Source organism: Burkholderia lata (assembly GCF_902499335.1).
In the GTDB taxonomy this organism is placed as follows: domain Bacteria; phylum Pseudomonadota; class Gammaproteobacteria; order Burkholderiales; family Burkholderiaceae; genus Burkholderia; species Burkholderia lata_B.
In genome coordinates, this window is sequence record NZ_CABVQK010000004.1 from 149421 (window position 1) to 168002 (window position 18582).

At 70.2% G+C, this 18582-nt stretch carries 7 protein-coding genes; all 7 read left to right on the forward strand.

The genetic code is table 11. The features are described 5' to 3' along the window. The first annotated feature begins 74 nt into the window (after window positions 1-74). The 7 genes from BCO18175_RS11305 (at window position 75) to BCO18175_RS11335 (ending at window position 18545) form a co-directional block, all read left to right on the forward strand. Entirely contained in the window at window positions 75-536 is a 462-nt protein-coding gene (locus tag BCO18175_RS11305) for a (2Fe-2S)-binding protein (protein WP_174980726.1), read from the forward strand. Window positions 537-538: 2 nt separating this feature from the next. Then, entirely contained in the window at window positions 539-2749 is a 2211-nt protein-coding gene (locus tag BCO18175_RS11310; RefSeq protein ID WP_174980728.1) for a xanthine dehydrogenase family protein molybdopterin-binding subunit, read from the forward strand. A gap of 455 nt (window positions 2750-3204) precedes the next feature. After that, window positions 3205-3603: a winged helix-turn-helix domain-containing protein gene (locus tag BCO18175_RS11315; protein WP_089448117.1), complete on the forward strand. Its 399-nt coding sequence runs from the start codon at window positions 3205-3207 to the stop codon at window positions 3601-3603. 369 nt (window positions 3604-3972) lie between these two features. Further along, the gene (gene sctQ, locus BCO18175_RS11320) at window positions 3973-5133 is read left to right on the forward strand and encodes a type III secretion system cytoplasmic ring protein SctQ (RefSeq protein ID WP_174980730.1); all 1161 of its coding nucleotides are present in this window, start codon (window positions 3973-3975) and stop codon (window positions 5131-5133) included. A gap of 3 nt (window positions 5134-5136) precedes the next feature. Next, window positions 5137-5811 carry a type III secretion system export apparatus subunit SctR gene (gene sctR, locus BCO18175_RS11325; protein WP_069260399.1) on the forward strand — a complete coding sequence of 225 codons (675 nt, stop codon included), beginning with the start codon at window positions 5137-5139 and terminating at the stop codon, window positions 5809-5811. Then, window positions 5808-6596: a lytic transglycosylase domain-containing protein gene (locus tag BCO18175_RS11330; protein ID WP_174980731.1), complete on the forward strand. Its 789-nt coding sequence runs from the start codon at window positions 5808-5810 to the stop codon at window positions 6594-6596. Before sctR ends, BCO18175_RS11330 begins: the two co-directional genes overlap by 4 nt. Before the next feature lie 213 nt (window positions 6597-6809). After that, window positions 6810-18545, forward strand: a complete 11736-nt coding sequence (locus BCO18175_RS11335) for an LWXIA domain-containing protein (RefSeq protein WP_174980732.1) — start codon at window positions 6810-6812, stop codon at window positions 18543-18545. The last annotated feature ends 37 nt before the right edge of the window (window positions 18546-18582 follow it).

An 18582-nucleotide genomic window follows, 5' to 3' on the forward strand; every position in this document is an offset into this window, starting at 1 on the left:
GCAAAAACCGGGCACTCGCGCACACTGCCCGCTGACCGGGCGCATGCCGGGTTTTCCCCACGGAGACAATCAAAATGCCTACCTCGTTTGTCCTGAACGGCAAGAACGTCACGCTCGACGCCGATCCGTCGATGCCCGTCCTCTGGGCGATTCGCGAACACGCGGGATTGACCGGCACGAAGTTCGGCTGCGGCATGGCGCAGTGCGGCGCGTGCACGGTGCATCTCGAAGGCCAGGCCGTCCGCTCGTGCGTGCTGCCGCTCGCCGGCATCGCGGGCAAGCACATCACGACGATCGAAGGCCTGCAGAGCAAGCCGGCGCATGCCGTGCAGACCGCCTGGGTCAAGCTGCAGGTGCCGCAGTGCGGCTACTGCCAGTCCGGCCAGATCATGTCGGCCACCGCGCTGCTCGAACAGAACCCGAAGCCGACCGACGCGGACATCGACGCCGCGATGAACGGCAACCTGTGCCGCTGTGCGACCTACGCCCGCATCCGGGCGGCGATCCACGACGCGGCCGCGACGCTGGGAGCCTGACCATGACGATCGAACTCGACAACACCGGTTCGGTGCGTCCGTCGCGTCGCACGTTCCTGAAAGCCGCGGGCGCCGCGGCCGCCGTCAGCCTGACCATCGGCTTCGAATGGGCCGGCCTCGGCCGCCGCGCGCTGGCAGCGACCGCGCCCGCCGCCGATTTCGCGCCGAATGCGTTCCTGCGCATCACGCCCGACGGCGCCGTCACGGTCATCGCGAAACACGTTGAAATGGGCCAGGGCGCGTATACGGGCATCGCGACGATCGTCGCCGAGGAGCTCGACGCCGACTGGTCGCACGTGCGCGTCGAAAGCGCACCCGCTGATGCGAAACGCTACGCGAACCTCGCGTTCGGCACGATGCAGGGGACGGGCGGCAGCTCGGCCATGTCGAACTCGTGGCAGCAACTGCGCGAAGCGGGCGGCAAGGCCCGCGCGATGCTGGTATCGGCCGCGGCGGCCCGCTGGAAGGTGCCGGCGAGCGAGCTGACGACGGCCAATGGCGTCGTCAGCCACGCGAAGAGCGGCAAGACGGCCGCGTACGGCACGCTCGTCGCCGATGCCGCGAAGCTGCCGGTGCCGGACAAGGTCACGCTGAAGCAGCCGGCCGATTTCAAGCTGATCGGCCACCAAATTCCGCGCGTCGACGCGTCGGCGAAATCGAACGGCACCGCGCACTTCACGCTCGACACGACCTTCCCCGGCATGCGCGTCGCGCTGCTGCAACGCCCGCCGCGCTTCGGCGCGAAGGTGAAGTCGTTCGACGCGACGGCGGCCAAGGCCGTGCCGGGCGTCGTGTCGGTCGTGCAGGTGCCGGGTGGCGTCGCGGTCGTCGGAACCGGCTTCTGGGCCGCGAAACAGGGCCGCGACGCGCTGAAGGTCGAATGGGACGAAGCGAACGCCGAAAAGCGCGGCTCGAACGAGATCATGCGCGAATACCGGCAGCTCGCCGACAAGCCGGGCACGTCGGCCCGCAAGGACGGCGATGCCGATGCGGCGATCACGGGCGCCGCGCGCAAGATCAGCGCGACGTACGAATTCCCGTATCTCGCGCACGCGCCGATGGAGCCGCTCGACGCGGTCGTCAAGCTGACGGCGAACAACTGCGAGATCTGGGCCGGCGACCAGTTCCAGACGGTCGACCAGGCCAACGCGGCCCGGACGGCGGGCCTGAAGCCCGAGCAGGTGCAGATCCACACGCTGTACGCAGGCGGCAGCTTCGGGCGGCGCGCGAACGCGTGGTCGGACTACGTGGTCGAGGCCGTGTCGATCGCGAAGGCGCTCGGCGCGGACGGCAAGCCCGTCAAGCTGCAATGGACGCGCGAGGACGACATCCAGGGCGGCTTCTACCGGCCGATGTACTTCCACAAGCTCGACGCGGGGCTGACCGCGGACGGCAAGCTGGTCGGCTGGCGCCACCGGATCGTCGGCCAGTCGATCCTCGCCGGCACGCCGTTCGAGGCGTTCATGGTGAAGAACGGGGTCGACGCCACCTCGGTCGAGGGCGCGGCGAACCTGCCGTACGCGGTGCCGAACGTGTCGGTCGAGCTCACCACCACCAAGGTCGGCCTGCCCGTGCTGTGGTGGCGTGTGGTCGGCAGTTCGCACACGGCCTACGCGGTCGAGGCGTTCATCGACGAAGCCGCGCACACGGCCGGCAAGGATCCGTACGCGTTCCGCCGCGACCTGCTCGCGAAGGAGCCGCGCATGCGCGCGGTGCTGGACCTGGCCGCGCAGAAGGCCGGCTGGGATCCGGCCAAGCCGCTGCCGAAAGGCCGCGGGCGCGGGATCGCGGTCGCCGAGGCGTTCAAGAGCTATGTCGCGCAGGTGGCCGAGGTGTCGGTCGACGCGGACGGCAAGGTGAAGGTCGAACGCGTGGTGTGCGCGGTCGATTGCGGGATCGCGATCAATCCCGACATCGTCGCCGCGCAGATGGAAGGCGGCATCGGCTTCGGGCTCGGCGCGGCGATGCACAGCGCGATCACGCTGAAGGACGGCCAGGTCGAGCAGCGCAACTTCGACGGCTACAACGTGCTGCGGATGGCCGAGATGCCGAAGGTCGAGGTGCATATCGTGCCGTCGGCCGAGGCGCCGACCGGCGTCGGCGAGCCGGGCGTCGCGCCCATCGGGCCGGCGGTCGCGAACGCGATCTTCGCGGCGACGGGCAAGCGGCATTACGTGCTGCCGTTCGATTCGGCGGATAGCGCGAAGGCTTGATGGCGACCGGAACGCCGGCCGCGGGGCGGAGACGTCTCGCGGCCGGCGTTTTTTTGCCGGACGCGGCCGATGCAGGGTTCGATGTCGGCAAAAATCGCGCGTAACACATTGATCCATATAGAGAACCCATCGATCCGCGCAGGGTTCGATGTCGGGTTCGCCATTCGGCCGCAGCGATGCTCCGCCCCGCCCTCCGATTCCCGCGCCCCCACACGTTACGCCCGACGTAACGCCCGTAACGTCGCACGCCGATGCTACGTAACAATCCTTCACCGTTGCCCCGGCCCCATTTTTTATCCGCCCCGCGCCTCCCGTTAAAAATTCTTTTAAATTCAAGGCTGCCGCGCCGCCTGCGCAGGCGCCGCCCCCGGTCGATACGTGGCGAATCTCTCCCTGGCCCGGAAGTTGCAGCACAGGACCCGCAAACACTCCTTTATGGACATGCGAGGGCCACCATGGATTGCAAATACCTGTACATCGACAACATAAAAATCAACTTCGTGCGCCGCACGATCGAAATCGACAACAAGATCATTGATGTCACGCCGCGTGAGTTCGACGTCGTCGAATTCCTGCTCGACAACATGAACAAGATCGTGCCGCGGCAGGCAATCCAGGAAGCCGTGTGGGGCCGTGAACTCGGCGTGTCGTCGCGCACGCTCGACACCCATATCTCGCGTATCCGTTCGAAGCTGCAGCTCGATCACGACAAGAACCTGCGGATCATCCCGATCTACGCGGTCGGCTATCGCCTGGTGCTGTTCGGGGCGGCGATGACGCACGTCGAGCGCCATGAAGCGGCGCCGATCCTGCGCGTGGCGCCGCAGGCCGTGATGGCCGCCGACTACGCCTGACGATTCGCCCGCACGCCGCCCGTTCGCGGCGCGCCGGCCACGCTCCCCCCACCGCGCTGCGCCAACCCGCAGCGCCTCGCGGCCCGCCCGTCGGGCGCGGCCTGCACGCCGCCCGGCCCGCCAGCCAGTCGCGACCCGACCGCCGCCTCCGGGCGGCGGTCGCTTTTGGGCGCCGCCCGCAGCCTGCGCTTCGTCACGCTTCGTAGCGCCCCGCTTCGGCGCTCGTCTCACGATGCACGCGACTACGGATTCCGGCGCGGCACGCGGCCATGGCCGTCCCTACAATCGACGCAGCAGCCGCGTGCCCCCGAGCGCCACCGGCCCCAGAACAACCCGTCGAACCAACGCCGAATCCGCCCCGATCCCGCCGTGCCTGCGCTGTTCCTGACGAATGCCGACGCCGGCGATGCCGCGAACCGGGCGATGCCCGGCGCTTCCGCGCCGCCCGCCGCATTGCCGGCCGCGGCCGCGGTCGTGCTCGACGCGTCGCCCCACCTGCCGCGCCTGTCCGCTGCCGCCGCGCGCGGGCTGTCGCACGCCTACTGCGCGACCGGCGCCGTTCCGGTCATGCTCGGCGAGCACGCGTACGAAGTACGCTGGCGCGTCGACGCCGAGCCGGCCGCCGATGCGCACGCGTACCGCTTCGTCGTCGGCCCGGCCGCCGGCACGCTGTGGATCGACCCGGTCGCGGAAGCGGCATGGCTGGGTGACGCGGCCGATCCGGCCGTGCCGGCCGTGATCCGCGCGGCGCTGCTCGCCGATCTGTGCGCGCCGCTCGCGACCGTGCTGCAGGCCGCAACGCGGCAGCGCGTGGAATTGCTGCCGCCGCCCGTCAGTGTGCCCGCATGGCGCGCGGCGCCGGCCGCGCTGCGCTTCGAGCTGCGGCGCGCCGACGCCGCATGGCGCTGCCATGGCGCGCTGCTGTTCGACGCGCCGGATGCGCTGGCCGTGTTCTTCGCGGCTGCGCCCGCCGCACCCGCCGACACGCGCGCGGCCTACGCGAACCTGCCCGTGCCGCTCGTGTTCGAGATCGGCCGTACCGAGCTGACGACGGCCGAGCTGGCCGACGTCGTCGGCGGCGACATCATCGCGATCGAGCGCTGGCAGGCGCACGAGCAGAACCTGCTGTGCGTCGCGCGGCTGCCGGCCGCGCCGGCGTGGGAGATTACCGGACGGCCATCGGGCAACCGGCTGACCGTCGAACGAATCAGGGAGATGCCTTTGGAACCGACCCGCACCGACATCGCGTCCGCGACGACGCACGACGCGCCGCCCGCCGATGCGCGGCGCCCGCTCGACGGCCTCACGGTCGACCTGCGCTTCGAGCTGCCGCCCACGTCGATGCCGCTCGGCGAGCTGAGCGCGCTGCAGCCCGGCGCCGTGATCGAACTGCAGCAAGGGATCAACCAGAGCGTGATCCATCTCGTCGCGAACGGAATGCTGATCGGCACCGGGCACCTGATCGCGGTCGGCCAGAAGCTCGGCGTGCGGGTCGTCACGCTGACCCAACCCGCGCCGCGCGAGCGCTGAACGATGGGCAACCTGCCGAATCCGGTCGCGCTGATCGCGGTGATCGCCGCGCTCGGCATCGCGCCGTTCGCGGCGCTGATGGTCACGAGCTACACGAAGCTCGTCGTCGTGCTCGGCCTGTTGCGCTCCGCGCTCGGGATCCAGCAGGTGCCGCCGAACCTCGTGCTGAACGGCATCGCGCTGATCCTGTCGCTGTTCATCATGGCGCCCGTCGGGATGTCGATCCGCGACGCGCTGCAGGCGCGCCACTTCGATGCGTCGGGGCAGTTGTCGACCGCCGACGTCGGCGCGCTCGCCGATGCCGCGCTGCCGCCGATCAAGGATTTCCTCGTGTCACACACACGGCAGCGCGATCGCGAATTCTTCGTGCGCACCGCGACCTCGGTGTGGCCGAAGAACCGCGCGGACGGCATCAAGGACGACGACCTGCTGGTGCTGGTGCCGAGCTTCACGCTCGCCGAGCTGACGAAGGCGTTCCAGATCGGCTTCGTGATCTATATCGTGTTCATCGTCGTCGACCTGCTGGTCGCGAACATCCTGCTCGCGCTCGGCATGCAGATGATCTCGCCGACCACGATCTCGGTGCCGTTCAAGCTGCTGCTGTTCGTCGCGCTCGACGGCTGGTCGCTGCTCGTGCACGGGCTCGTGATGTCGTACCGGGTGACGGGCGCGGGATGAGTACGCACCGCCTGCGAACCGCCGCCGCCTGCCTGTGCGCGCTGGCAGCGCTCGCGTTCTCATGCCTGCCGCTGCGCTGCGTGCAAGCCGCCGGCACCAGTACGGGCTTCGCGCCGCTCGCGCGTGCATGCGCGCCGAACGTCGATCCCGACACGCTCGCCGCGCTCGTGCGCACCGAGTCGGGCTTCAATCCGTATGCGATCGGCGTGGTCGGCGGCCATCTGGCGCGCCAGCCCGCTTCGCTCGACGAAGCGCGCGCGACCGCGCGCGACCTCGCGGCGCGCGGCTTCAGCTACAGCGTCGGCCTCGCGCAGGTGAACGAACGCAATTTTGCGAAATACGGGCTCGATGAAGCGACGATGTTCGAGCCGTGCCGGAACCTGCGGGCCGGCGGCGCGATCCTGACCGAATGCTTCGCGCGCTCGTCGGGCACCGGTCGCGACGCGCAGGCCGCGTTGCGCGCGGCGCTGTCGTGCTACTACAGCGGCAACTTCACGACCGGCTTCTCGAGCGGCTACGTGAGCCGCGTGGTCGCCAGCGCGCAGCGCAACGCGCGCGAAGGCGGTGCAGAACCGATTCCCGTCGTCAGCGACACGCCGCCGCCCGCGCGCCAGCGGCGCATGGACGCGGCCGCCACCACGCCGCCCGAACGCGCGCGCCGGCTGCCCTCGTCCGCCGCGTCCGCCGATCCACCGTCGTGCCATGCCCGCCGGGTCGTGATGATGTGCCGCGGGCTCGGGGCCAGCCAGGCGAAGCGGCTATGCGTGAAGTGTCTCGACGAGTAACGGCGCACGGCCCGTTTTAAAGGGCGCGAACGCCGCCGGCGCCCCGCCGCCGCAGGGCCGCCCGCGTCTCGTAGCGTGCGGCGCGCCCGCGCGCCGGCCGCGCCGCAGCGCTACGAAACAGCGGCGATCCGGCCGCAACCCGTGTCCCTACACTCGTCGGATCGCATCGCGGCGCGCAGGCGCCGTGCGCCGCGCGGTTCAAGGGAGACAAGCATGCTGTTGATCGACGGATTGGGACTGGGCGTCAACTGGCAGCGCTTCCTGTCGGAAACGCTGAACCCGGTCGTCGCGCCGCCACCCCCGCCTCCGCCCCCGCCCAAGCAGGACGGTCCGTCGGCCGGCCCCACGAACCCGAGCGTGGCGCCGCCGATTCCCGTGACGGCCACGCCGTCCACCGATCCGTCGAAGCCGACCAACGCCGAGATCGCGTCCGCGACGTCGCTGGTCCAGAGCATGGCCGCGCAGTACACGGTGCCGCCGCCCGACATCACGGTCGAAAACGACAAGACGCGCGCCGTGCAGAAGGCGATGCAGGACGCGCAAACGCAATACGACAACGCGTCGCAATCGCTGCAGGGCGCGCAGAACGTGCTGCGGCTCACGAACCGCGATCCCGAGTCGACACCCGACGACCGCAAGACCGCTCAGGACGCCTACGCGAAAGCGCGCACCGCCGCCGACAGCGCGCAGCGCGACCTGAACGTGACGACCGACGCGGGCTACATGATCCTGTACGGCGAACAGGCGAACGCCGACATGCCGGCCGGGATGAAGATCGACGACACCGGCAAGGTGACCGACCCGGGCGACGCGCAGCACGCCGCCGACCAGCAGTTCAAGGCGCTGCTGGCCGCGTTTCCCGATCACGCGAACGATCCGAACTGGGTGCCGCAGCCGGGCGACTGCAAGAACCCGCTGCAGACCCGGCTCTACGACGACTGGCAGACGGCCAGCGCAACGGCCGCGGTCGGCGCGTCGAAGTATTACGCGGACGTCGCGAATTCGAATCTCGCGTACACGCAATTCCAGTCGTACCTCGCCGATCCGGATTACAAGAGCGCGCTCGACGCGGGCGTCGGCCGGCTGAACGACGCGCTCCAGCCGCTGGAGCTGCAGGTCACGATGCCCGACGCGCCCGCTTCGCAGGACGCCGCGCAGCAGGCCGTCACGGCGGCCGCGAAGGATGCGAACTACGCGAACGCCGCGGCCGGCGCGGCGAACGACAGCCTGGCGCTCACGACCGCGCAGCAGCGCTACGATGCGGCCAGCGGCAAGGAAGGGCCGACGGTGATCGTCCCGAATGCGGTGTCGGACGCGAAGACCACCCTCGCCCGCGCACAGACGGCCGCGAACACGAGCGGCAGCTACCTGCAGATGCTGTCCGCGCAGCAGCAGGTCGACACGCTGCAGGCCGACTACACGAAGAAGACGCAGGCGGCCGACGCCTGGCACAAGGCCAACCCGAATTCGACGCTGAAGGACCCGCAGGTCGATCTCGACGTGGGCGACGCGTACGCGAAACTGACGCAGGCGCAGCAGCAGGCGGGCATCGCGCACGACGGCTTCGTCGCCACCTACGGCGCAACGCTCGCGCAACAGTACGACGATCAGGCGTCGCAGATCCAGGCGCAGGTCAACGCGCGCTCGATCTTCACGAAACCGACCGCGCAATCGCCGTTCCTTGCGCCGCCGCTGTCGACCGCGAACGGCTTGCCGGCGCAGCCCGCGCCGTCGCTGTCGACCGCCGCGACCGCCACGCCCACCGCCACGCCGACCTTGCCGACGGCATCACCGTTGCCGGCGCCGTCGCTGTCGACCGCGAACGGCGGATTACCGCAGTCGCTCACCACGCCCTTCGCGCTGCCGCAATCGACGGCCACGCCGGCGGCGCCGACGGGCCCGACGATGCTCGACGCGAAGCGCCTGCAGGTGGTGGCCGGCGCGATCCGCGCGGCCGACAGCCGGCTGTCGGATTCGGTCAACGAGCGCGCGACCCAGGCCGCGCTGTCGCAGGCACGCATCCAGCAGACGGGCGCGAAGAGCACGCTTGCGTCGGTGCAGCAGCAGTACGACGACTGGGCGGCCGCCAATCCGCCGCCCGTGCGATTTCGCACCGTCGCGGGCGACGACATGATCCCGGCGCCGTCGACGCCGCGCCCGAACCTGTACCAGGACCAGCTCGACAAGGCGAAGGCGGCCGTCACGCAGGCGGACAACGCGGTACAGCGCCTGCAGTTGCTGGGCGAGACGTCCCACCAGCAGGTGCTGATGGACCAGTTCGACGCGGGGCTCGACGAGCGGCTGCGTAACGCGGCGCCCGACTCCGACGCCGGGAGCGACTACGGGAAGGCGCTGCACGACTTCTACGAGGCCCATCGCGGCGAGCTGTCGAACTCGCTGCTAGACGCGGCGAGCGCGAGCACGCAGAACGGCAACACGATCGCATTCGGCAAGCTGACCGACAACGAGCAGCGCAACCTGATCGGCGTCGCGCTCGGGATGCAGCCCGACGTGCAGAGCCCTGCATCGGCGAGCGACGGTTCGGATCCCGTATCGCCGACGCGCGACGACGTCGCGCGCTTCACCGACAAGGACAAGCTGAAGACGATCAACACCGTGCGCGACACGCTGCTGTCGGCCGGCGGCGGCGCGAACACGCAGGTCAGCGTGCTGCCGATGGTGTATGCGGCGAAGGACGCCGGCATGACGACGAGCGCGATCTTCAAGGTCACCGGCAAGGACGGCACGCAATACGTCGACGAAACGGGCAGCACGTACAACGACATCAACGACTACATCAACAACAACGAACTCTCGAAGGACGGCACCGTCGATATCGCGACCGGCCACAACGCGGACGGCACGCTGCAGCTCGTATCGAAGGCCGCGCATCACGAAAGCGGCTTCGACAGTTTCCTCGGCGCGCTGACCAGCACCGGCGCGAATATCGGCATGATGCTCGGCGGGATGGCGCTCGAAGGCCTCGGCGGGCTGCTCGACGGCACCGGTATCGGCGCGATCGTCGGCGTGCCGCTGAACGTCCTCGGCGCGACGATGATGTACACGGCGATCGGCTCGACGATGACGAGCGCCGGGCTCGACATCGCGACGCGCATCGAGCACGGCCGCAGCATCAACCCGTTCACCGACGCGGGCGCCCGCTCCGACTTCATCAATCTCGTGCCGATGGGCGCGGCGGGTGCCGCGAAGCTCGCCGGCAGCAAGCTGTTCACGCGCGCCGTGACGGCGCTCACGCGCACGCCGAAAGTCGCATCGCTGCTCACCACCGGCGCGAAGGCGACCGCGCTCGTGACCGGCGTCGGCGGCGCGGTCGAGGCGTTCGGCGAAGCCGGCGTCGACTATTTCACCGGCAACAAGAAGGCAGCCGGCGAGGAACTCAAGGCCGGGCTCACCAACGTCGCGCTGATGGCCGCCGGCGGCCTCAAGGAGCGCGCGGTCACGTCGCAGCGGATCCGCTCGGGCCGGCCGGTGCCGATCCGCACGGCCGACGGCCAAACCGTCACGGTCGACAGCAAGCTGCTCGGCCAGATCCTGAACAAGGGCGACGCGTCGTCGCTCGCGTACGGCCGCACCCGCGCGACGCTCGACGGCGACGCCGTGAAGGTGTCGCCCGAAGGCATGCTGATGGTCGGCGACAAGATCCTGACCTACGACAACAAGCCGATCCGCGTGCTCGACAAGGTCTCGAGCAAGCAGATGCCGCCCGGCGAAACCGTGGTGCTCGGCGAAGACGGTACGCTGTCCGTCGTGAAGGCGTCGCCGAAGGCCTGGACCAACGGCACGCGCGTCGACGACGTGACGGGCACCGGCGAGCGCCTGTCGTTCGGCCCGGACGGCGAGATGAGCACGACGCCGAACATCGTCGCGAAGACGAAGCTCGCGCTCCTCGACCATGAGATCGCGCAAACGCGCGATGCGATCCGGCAAGCGAACGACACCGAAGCGCAGGGGCCGCGCAGCCTCGAACAGACTGCCGCCGAGGGCGAGACGGCAAGCACCGCGAGCAACGCCCGCAGCACGCAGCGCACGAGCCAGGAGCGCGCGCGCGTCGATCAACAGCACGACGAAACCGAGGTGAACCGCACGGCGGCTGCGCGCAGCGACCGGCGCAGCGCGGATGCGCAGGCACTGCGCGCCCGCACCGCCGAACTCGACGAGCCGGCGGGCGCCGGCACGCGTACGAAAGCCGACGGCGCGCCGCCGCGCGTCACCGTGAAAGTGATCGACCTGACCGATGAAGCGCCCGCCACGCGGCCGGCCACGCGCGATCCTGCCGGCATCGCGGTGCCGCGCGGGCCTGGCGCCGAACCGATGGAGGTCGGCGACCGCACCGTCTACGTCGTGCGCGACGGTGCAGCGAAGGAGGCACCGGGCGCACGACCGGCCGCGCTGCGTCCGCAGGATCTCGAGGAACCCGTGATCGTCGTCGCGGGCGAGCACGACGCGGCACTCGCGCCCGAACTCGCGAACCGCTGGCAGAAACCCGTCTATGCAGCCGCGCCCGACGCGTTCGGTGCCGACGGCCAACTGCACGCGGGCGCACGCGTGCTCCGCTTCGATCCCGCGCCGGAAGCCATGGCGGCCGAACCCGGCGTGCCCGGCGCCGCCGCGGCCGCGGCCGAAGAAACGCCGCCGGCACCGCCCCGCCCGGCCGCCGCCGACGACACCGTGATCGTGCTCGCCGGCAAGCGCGGCCCGAACGAACCGGCGCTGCCGCGCCCGGCCGCGACGGCCGAACCCGTCAGCGCGCTCGACGGCATCTTCAGCGCGCCGAATCGCGTGCTCGTGCTCGTCAAGCCGGAGCGTCCCGCCACCGTCGAACGCACGGCGGAACACGACACGGGCACCGAAGGCGCCCCCGCCGGCAAGGCGGCAGACGCCGGCGCCGACGGCAAGACCGCCCGCACGAACGCTACCGGCGAGCGGCCGTCCGCCGCGAACGACGATATCGGGCTCGCCGCCGCGCATCCGGAAATGACGGAAACGCCGCCGCCCGACCTTGCGGCGCCGAACCCCGGCTGGATCACGCGGATGCAGATGCGCTTTGGCGGCGCGGCACTGCCCGAAGCCGCGCAGGCGCTGGCGATGCAGTCCGGCACGCTCGCGACGCAACTGCGCATGTTGCAGGACGCCGGCTGGCGCGTGACGCTCGGCAAGCGCGGCGGCGGCAGCCGTATCGATCCGCGCAAGCGCCGCGTGACGATCGACGGCGCCCTCCAGCACCCGGGCAGCATCACGTACACGCTCGCGCACGAAGCGCGGCATGCGGTCGAGGCGATGGCCGGCGTGCTGAACCTCGACTATCGCAACCGCAGCGGCTTCACGCGCAAGGCGCTCGAAGCCGAGGCACGCGCGCAGATCAACGCGTTCGAAGCGCGCTACGAGATCCAGCTGGCCGGCGGCGGCGACATCGCCGCGCACGTGCGGCTGCCCGACGCAATCGAGCACGAAGGCAACGTGTGGCGCGCGCCGTCGCACGACTACGCGGGCACGGTCGGCCGGCTCGTCGATGCGTTCGCCGACGCGCCTGTGTCGGGCCGCAACGGCGAGACCTACCGCGAGTTCTACAACGACGTATGGGCTCGCCAGAAGCGCCGCGGCGGCATTCCGCGCCGGATGCCCGCGCCGCAGATGCGCGAGACCGGCGACGCGCCGCGCGGCGTGCGCAGCTTCGACGAACGCGTGGCGTGGAGCCAGGCGCATGCCGAATACGCGTCGCCGTTCGGCGACGGGCCGGTGCCGGCCATCGCCGATTTGCAGGCCGCGCGCAGCCGCCACTTCACGGTGATGCAGGACGAAGGCGTGCTGATGCTGCACGCCGACACGCTGCCGGACGGCACGCTGCTCGCCGGCGGCCGCCCGGTCGGCGTGCACGAATACGCGCTCGACCAGGCACCCGCGTTCATCATCCAGGACGGCTATTCGATCGTGCTGTCCGCGAAGCACGGCGGCGATGCGGCCGCCGCGCAGCTCGCGAACCTGTGGCAGCGCCCGGTGTACGCGCCGCCCGGACGCGCGGTCGGCGAGCACGCGGCGCTGCTCGACACCGGCACGTTCCGCCGCTTCGACCCGGCGCCCGCGGCGCCGCACGACCTCGGCCCACTGACGGCCGACGCCGAAGGCGTGCACGTCGAAGGTCATCCGGCCAGGCGGATCGACGTCGACCGTCACGTCGGCGAACTGCTCGGCAGCGGCGGCGAGAAAACCGTGTTCGCACTCGGTCACGACGCCGCGCTCGCGGTGTACGACAAAGGCCCGCATACGTCGGAGGGCGGCCAGCTTGACGCGGCGATCGACGAAAGCATCGCGCTCGACGATCTCGCCTCGTACGGCCTGCAAACCCTGACGATGAGCGGCCCGTTCTCCGCCCTCAACCGCGTCGCGGTGCTGTACCGGCCGCTCGGCGTGTTCCACAGCTTCGGCTTCGAGACGGGCGCGCTGCCGCGCGTGGTGTCGCGCGCCGCGCTCGAGCACATCCGGCAGATTCGCGAAGTCGTCGAACGCACGGGCATCGGCTTCGACCTGCAGGGGTTGTTCACGCGCCGCGGCGATTTCCTGCTGAGCGACCCGGGCCCGATCGGCATGGGCGCGGGCGAGCATTTCACCGCGCTGCAGCGCCTCTCGGTCATCGAGCGCGCGCTGACGCAAGGGCTCGAGCGCGGCAACATCGAACTCGCGCATCCCGAACTCGCCGAAACGCCCGCGCCCGACGCGTTCGTGCAGAAGCCGTCGATCATCACGCGCGTACGGATGCGCTTCGGCGGCGCGCCGCTGCCGAAGGAAGCGTATGCGCTGGTCGACCGCTCGACGCTGCTGAGCGGACAGGTCGCGCTCGCGCACGATGCCGGCTGGACAGTCGTGGTCGGCCGCCCCGGGCGCGGCAGCCGGATCGATACCGCGAAGCAGCGCATCGTGCTGGACGGACGGCTGCGCGGCACGGGCACGCTCGTGTACGCGCTCGCGCACGAAGCGCAGCACGCGGTCGAAACCATCACGCGCCAACTCGCGCTCGACCACGCTTCGCCCGACGCGCTGACGGAAAGCGCGCTGATGGCGGAGGCGCGCGCGCAGGCGAATGCGTTCGCGGTGCGCCGCGAGCTCATCGACGACGCGGGCATCGACATCGCGAAGGGCGCGCACCTGCCCGACGCGATCGCGCGCGAAGCCGATCGCGTGATGCCCGGCGACGAAGCCGGCCTGCGCCGGCTCGCAGCCGCGTTCGGCGACGCCGCGCCGTCGGTGCCCGGCCACGCAACCTATCGCGACTACTACGCGAGCCAGGCCGCACACATCCAGGCCGGCGGCGTACCGCGCGAAATGCCGGCCCCCGCACCGCTCTCGCGACGCAATGCGCCGGTACCCGCACGCGCCGCGAGGCAGGCCGCCAAGCGCACGCAGCGTGCGCTCGACCAGCTCGCATCGCACGGCAAGCGCGACCTGGTCCGCATCGACGGCGACCAGCTCCCCACTGTCGCCGACATGAAGGCCGCGTTCGGCAACGACGCGCATGTGCTGATCGCGCCGCACATCGACCGGCCGGCCGACCGGATCGACGCACGGCATCCGCAGCCCGAGTTCATCGCGAGCATGCGCACGGGCGCCAACGGCAAGTTCATCGACAAGAAGCCGGCATCGGACAATCTCGATCCGAAGGTGGCGCAGGACGCCTTCCATCCGCTCAAGTCGAAAGGCGACGCGAACCGCAAGGACTACGACTACTACGTGTCGCCCGTGCCGCTCGACGAGTTGCTCGCATTCGGCGGCGCCGCCCGCATCGAAGCGTATTTCGGCGAGCAGCGCCAATGGGACGTCGAGCCGTCCGCGACGGGTGCCGCCGACGCGGTCGTCGCCACCATGAAGCAGCTCGACGACGCGCCGCGCTTCCAGCGCCCCAAGCAGGCGGCGAAGCACGCGAGCAAGCAGGCCGGCACGGACAAGACGGTCTATGCGATCGACCGCAAGACCGGCAAGGTGCTCGGCTATGCGACGCTCGATGCCGCGCAGAAATGGACCTACGTCGAAACCACGTCGCTCGGCGACGCGACGATCGCCGATCGCGAACTCGCCGATGCGTTCCGGCGCCGCTCGCGCCTGTTGCCCGACGGGCGCCGCGGCGTGCGGTTCGTCGTGGCCGACGTCGCGCACGACGTCGTCGACAGCTACGGCGGATTCGCGCCGGCCAAGATGCGTCGCGCGCTCGACGACCGGAAGACGCCGCTGTCGAAGCCGGACGCGACCGTCCAGCGCGTGCTCGGACAGGTCCGCCCGTCGCTGCGGCAAAAGAACCGGGAAGCGGCCGACGCCGCCACGCCGAACCTGCTGCCGGCGAACGCGGACACCGCGCTCGACTTCAACGCGCAGCACGCACCTCAGCTGATTCGCGCGCTCGAGATGGGCGAGATCCCCGACGGCCGCTTCGTGTACGTGTACGACCACGAAGGGAGCGTCACCGACGCGCTGCGCGGCACGCTCACCGGCATCGTCGCGGTGGAGAACGGCACGGTCCGCTGGTACGACGATGCCGCCCAGTTCCACGACGGCACGAACGAAGGCCTGCCGCTCGAACGGGCGACGATCGGCCGCGGGCCGTTTGGCGGGAATCAGCACTTCCTGCTGTCCACGCTCGCGCCCGATGCGTTCGTGCCGCGCGCGACCGCGCTCAAGGAGGCCGCGCTGCAAGCCGAGGAAGCGGCCCGGCAAGCCGCGGCGGCAGCGGCGGCCGCTGCCGCGCCGCCGGCCGCGGGCAAAGGCGCGAAAGGCGGAAAAAGCAACAACGGCGGCAATGGCGTCCAGGCCGGCAAACCCGGCCGCAAGCGCATGCGCGGCAAACCTCCATCGAAGCAACCGAAGCAACCCGCCGCCCAGCCCGCCAAACCGCCCGCCGTCCCGGCCGCCAAGCCGATCGCGCTGGAGCCGTATCAGCCTGCGTTCGTGTCGAGCACGATCGTCGAATCGGTCACGCGCTACGGCAAGGCGAAGGTCGGCGATTTCGCATCGACGCTCGAACGCCTCAAGGAATGGGGCAAGCGCGACCAGGGCAAGCACGATGGCGACGGCCTGACGTTCAGCGACACGCCGCAGGCGATCATGGCCGATGCCGCGCTATGGAAGAAGATCTTCAAGACGCTGGACATGTGGCGAGAGGCATCGAGCCTCCATCCGCACGGCTTCCTCGCCAATCCGGGCGGCGGCCGCAACCGGCTGGTGCGCCGTTCGCAGCAGTTCGCCATCGACCACGGCGCCGCGCGCACCACCGACCGGAAGCTGATCGACGCCTACGTCGAACTCCCGGCCGACATCCGCGACCGGCTCGTCCCGATGTCGCGCTCGTTCTCGCTGCGCGACGACCCCGAGCAGATGAGGCAGACCATCGAGCAATACGGCGGCGCGCTCACGGCCGTCGCGCTCCAGGTCGATCCGTATTCGCAGGCCGCCGCGGTCGGCGGCAAGCAGGACCCGGGGCTGATCCGGCGCGCCAGGCAATTCGGTGACCCAACCGGCGCCCGCTATGACGACGACACCGCGACGATCACGCGCACGGACCCCGACGGCACGCAGCGCACGCTCGAACTCGACGACCTCGCCCACCTGCACAAGTGGCTCACGGCAGCCTCGAAATACGGCTTCCTGCTGCGGCTCGAAGCCGCGCCGGCACGCCCGCTCGTGTCGCTCGAGGACGGTCATGCGATGGCCGGCACGAACAACGGATACGCGGAGATCCGGCGCATCGGCGAATCGCTCGAGACCTGGGCGAAGCAGAACGAAGGCGAGAAGGCGCCGCTCGTGATGCTGACCTTCCACGGCGCGGACGCCGTGCTCGAGCCGGTGCCGGGCGAAGGCCACGTGCAGTTGCTGGACGAGATCCTCGGCCGGGAACAGCTCGACTGGGTCCACGTCGGCCTGTCATGGGGCACGCACGGCGACGACTTCATCGCGAATGCGGACCTGACGCGCGCGCTGGCGCAAAAGATCGTCGAGTACAAGCTGGACGGCTCCGGCAAGTTCGACAGACTGCACGGCGGCGATGCGCTGACACGCGTGTACGAGCCGAACAGCACCGAAGACTTCGCGAACCAGCAACGGATCCTCTTCACGGAAATCGAGCGCATCGCGAAAAAGAACGGGATGACGGACGATCAGATCGCGGCATTGCGCGATCAACTGTACGAGCGCAACACGTCGACGCTGCTGAACCAGGCGCGTCGTGCGACGAACGAGTACGGGCAAAGCATGTGGCGCCGCAAAGGCGACAAGGGCATCGGCACACGGGAGAAGAAGGCGCGTGAAGTCGGCCGCGACTGGCTCAAGCGCAATCGCGACAGCACCGCCGAACGGCCGGAACTGGCACAGACGCCGGCTTCCGACGCCCGCCTGCACTGGAAGGCGGTCACCAGCCGAAAGGCGCTGCAAAACGACGGCTCCCATCCGATCGGCGCCAATCGCAAGGCGATCGCGCAGCCCGACCAGCCCGCCGCGACGATGGACGAGGCCACCGCGCACCTCAATGCGCTGCGCGTGCACCGGCATTCGAAAGACCCGTCGGACCGGAGGAAAACGAAGATCACGGGCGGGATCGTCCTCGGCGCATCGAGCCTGATCGGCCTGGACGCCAAATTCCACTGGATGAGCCCGGTCTTGATGAGCAACATGTCGTCGTCGTTCCTGCTCGCGTCGCGTCTCGGGCGCGTGTTCCAGGTGATGCACCAGGGCGCCATCCGCAGCCTGCAGTCGGGCGATCCGAAGGCGGCGATCGCGGCGCTCTCGCATCTCGAGGCGACGCTCGCCCGGCAATTGGGCTCCGATACGCACGAATACGGCGAGCACCGGCCGCTGCAGCTCGACGCCGCGGTGCGCGACGCGCAAGCGATGACCATGCAATACGTCGAGCAATACAAGCGCGGGACGATGAGCTTCGACGACGCCAAGGCGAACATCACGGCACTCGCCGACGACGTGCTCACGCAAATGCAGGGATTCGTCGGCGGCACGTCGCTGCAGCAGCTTCACGCGGGCAATCCGCGCAGCGTGCTGGGCATCTCGGCGCGCGCGGGCATGACCGTCGCATCGGTCGCCACGCTCGCGAGCGGCATCGGCAAGATCGCCGGCGCGCACGACTGGTTCAGCCTGGCACTGGGTACGACCGGCGTCGCGAGCGGCGTGCTCGGCGCCGCGTATGCAGGCGCGTCGTTCGTGATCGTGTCGCGGCGCGTGAACGCGGACAAGCGCAGCCGCGTCGTGCGCGTATTCGATTCGGCGGGCGATTTCGCATCGGTCGCGCTCGGCGGCCTTTCCACCGTATCGCAATGGAAACAGGGCGAAGTCGATCTCGCGGTCGCGACCGCGACGTCGACCGCGCTGCTGCTCGCCGGCCGCCTCAACACGCACTTCCCGAACGCAACGCCGCTCGTCAAGAAGATCCCGACCGCCATCGTGATGATTCCGGTCGCCGCATTCGGCTACAAGTTCATCATCGGCGTCGCGCCGCTGGTCGGCGGCCTGTTCAACTGGATCTTCGGCGGCGGGGGGCCGTCGCAGTCGAATCTCGCGCCGGGCGCGTTGCCGAGTGCTTCGCCTAGTGCTTCGCCGAGCACGTCGCCCAGTGCAGCGCCGTCCGCCACGTCGTCGCCCGCTGCGATCACGTCGCCGTCGTCGCAGCCGCAGCCGTCGCAGGGGACGCCGTCAAGTCCGCCATCGCCGTCGAATTCGCCGCAGCCGTACATCGTCGTCGCCGGCGATTCGCTATGGGTGATCGCGGACCAGCATCGCCAGTCGCTGCTCGACGCCGCGCACGTGTCGCGCGCCGAACAGCAGGCGATGACGCAGGGCGAGCAGGACGCGCGCGCGCTGAGCGAGATCCTGCAGCTCAATCCGTCGGTTGCCGCTGATCCGGGCCGTCTCGCGATCGGCACGCCGCTGAACGTCGGCTGACGTCCGTCGCAACGGCCGGCCGCCCCGGCCGCGCACC